The sequence below is a fragment of the SAR324 cluster bacterium genome, from assembly GCA_029245725.1.
In the GTDB taxonomy this organism is placed as follows: Bacteria; SAR324; SAR324; order SAR324; family NAC60-12; genus JCVI-SCAAA005.
The window spans coordinates 1-2,497 of record JAQWOT010000181.1 but is presented as its reverse complement, the minus strand read 5'-3'; the positions used below and the strand labels follow the sequence as shown (position 1 = coordinate 2,497).

Here is a 2,497-nt window from a genome sequence, read left to right as displayed (position 1 = left end):
TAATCCACTCATGCGAGGCATGCTCAGGTCCGTCAAAACGATATCGTAATCTCGCTCATCCATTTTGTTGAGAGCTTCCTGGCCATCTTCTGCGGTGTCGACCTCGGCAAATAGGTTCTGCAGTAGAAACTGGAAAGACTCTCGCAACGCAAGTTCATCTTCTACGATCAGGACACTTAAATTCTTTGTGAGAGCTAATATTTTTTCTAAGTCCATGAATTCTTGATTGATTTTTTGATAATGCTATCTACGTTCCCATAATTTGTGTAGGATTGCAATGGTCAGGATAGAGAATAATTGCGTTGAGGCCATATAATTGCCTGGAAAATGGACTATGCTTTCTCTTGCACTTCGATTTGTAAACTTACAACAAAAATGTTTGAAGAGAAATGATTTTGATGAATCCAATAGGTTCAGATTGCTCACTATATTTTGGCAGAGTTTCCAATCAGCCTAATTTTGGGCGAAGGGATGGGTTACCAACTCTTGATTATAGTGACATTGACAGATAACTTAGTCGTCTTTGCTATGCCTCTGGCTGAGAGTTTCTTCAGCATCAACTATCGCTTTGAGAACATGAAGGAAACGCAATGAACACACCGGTCCATGACATTGATCCCCAAGAAACGCAAGAGTGGCAAGAGGCATTGGAAGCCGTAATTGTCCACGAAGGCAGGGAGCGGGCTCAGTATTTAATGCGTCGGCTGATTGATCAGGCGCAAATTGCTGGCGTCGATACTCCTTACTCTGCGTATACACCGTACCAAAACACGATCCCTACCGAACTGGAAGCCAGACCAGAAAGCAATCCAGACGTGGAGGAGCGCCTGCAGGCATTTGTACGCTGGAATGCAATGGCGATGGTCCTCAAGGCGAACAAAGAAAGCTCAGAACTTGGAGGACACATTGCCAGTTATGCCTCTTCTGCCTTGCTCTATGAAGTAGGCTTTAACCATTTCTGGCACGCGCGCCACGACGACCATGGCGGTGATCTCGTGTATTTCCAGGGGCACTCCGCACCAGGAATATATTCGAGGGCTTTTCTAGAAGGTCGACTCAGCGAAGACCAACTACTAAATTTTCGACAAGAAGCCGGAGGTAATGGAGTTTCCTCCTACCCACATCCTTGGTTAATGCCAGAATTTTGGCAGTTTCCAACTGTTTCCATGGGATTGGGTCCGATTATGGCGATCTACCAGGCGCGCTTCCTCAAGTATCTTCACAATCGAGGTTTGGCAGACACCAGTAACCGGAAAATCTGGGCATTTCTTGGTGATGGGGAAACAGATGAGCCAGAAACCCTAGGAGCCATCGGCCTAGCAACCCGAGAGAAGTTGGATAACTTAATTTTTGTGGTTAACTGTAATCTGCAGAGATTAGATGGTCCTGTTCGAGGAAATGGCAAGATCATACAGGAACTGGAGGGTGCCTTCCGAGGTGAGGGGTGGAACGTAATCAAAGTGCTCTGGGGTGGTAATTGGGACTCCCTACTGGTCCAAGATCCGAAAGGTTTATTGCGCAAGCGGATGGAAGAATGTGTTGATGGTGAGTACCAGAACTTCAAGAACAAAGGTGGAGCCTACACCCGTGATAATTTCTTTGGCAAATATCCAGAATTACTGGAGATGGTCTCGAATATGACTGATGACGAGATCTGGAAATTGAAGCGGGGCGGTCATGATCTTTTCAAGGTTTATGCAGCGTACCATTCTGCTGTGAATCATCAGGAACAGCCAACTGTAATTTTGATGAAGACCGTCAAAGGCTTTGGGATGGGCGCTTCAGGTGAGGCTGCTAATCCAAGCCATCAGCAAAAGAAAATGTCCAGTGATGACCTCTATAAGTTTCGTGATCGTTTCAGTCTGCCAATTTCTGATGAGCAGGTTGCCAAGCTTGAGTTGGTCCGCCCAGATGAGAAAACCGAGGAGATGCAGTATTTAAAAGAGCGTCGTGGAAAACTCGGTGGGTTTCTGCCAATGCGCTTGCAGCGCGGAGATGAACTCAAGGCTCCAGAACTGAGCACCTTTGAGCGTTTGCTGAAGGACTCTGGTGATCGAGAGATGTCAACGACCCAGGCATTGGTCCAGGCAATGACCACGCTGACTCGTGACAAGAAACTTGGCCCACGCTTGGTGCCGATTGTTCCAGATGAGGCCCGTACCTTCGGGATGGAGGGGATGTTCCGCCAAATTGGGATCTATGCTCACGAAGGACAGAAGTATGAGCCGGTTGACCGTGATCAGTTGATGTACTACCGCGAAGATCAGAAAGGCCAATTGCTGCAGGAAGGGATCAACGAAGCGGGAGCGATGTCATCTTGGATTGCAGCAGCAACTTCCTATAGTTCCTCGGGCTTGCAAATGATTCCGGTGTACATCTTCTACTCGATGTTTGGATTCCAACGAATTGGAGATCTTGCCTGGGCAGCAGGCGACATGCAGGCTCGTGGTTTCCTGATTGGAGCAACCTCTGGTAGAACGACCCTGAACGGGGAGGG

At 47.7% G+C, this 2,497-nt stretch carries 2 protein-coding genes; one reads left to right on the top strand and one right to left on the bottom strand.

The window, feature by feature from the left end; genetic code table 11:
- Positions 1 to 216, bottom strand: a 216-nt coding sequence (locus P8O70_09135) for a response regulator (protein ID MDG2197037.1), incomplete at its 3' end; no start/stop codon positions are given.
- Between the two features lie 374 nt (positions 217 to 590).
- On the opposite strand from P8O70_09135, the gene aceE reads away from it, so the two are divergent.
- On the top strand, positions 591 to 2,497 hold a 1,907-nt coding region (aceE, locus tag P8O70_09130), incomplete at its 3' end, for a pyruvate dehydrogenase (acetyl-transferring), homodimeric type (GenBank protein ID MDG2197036.1).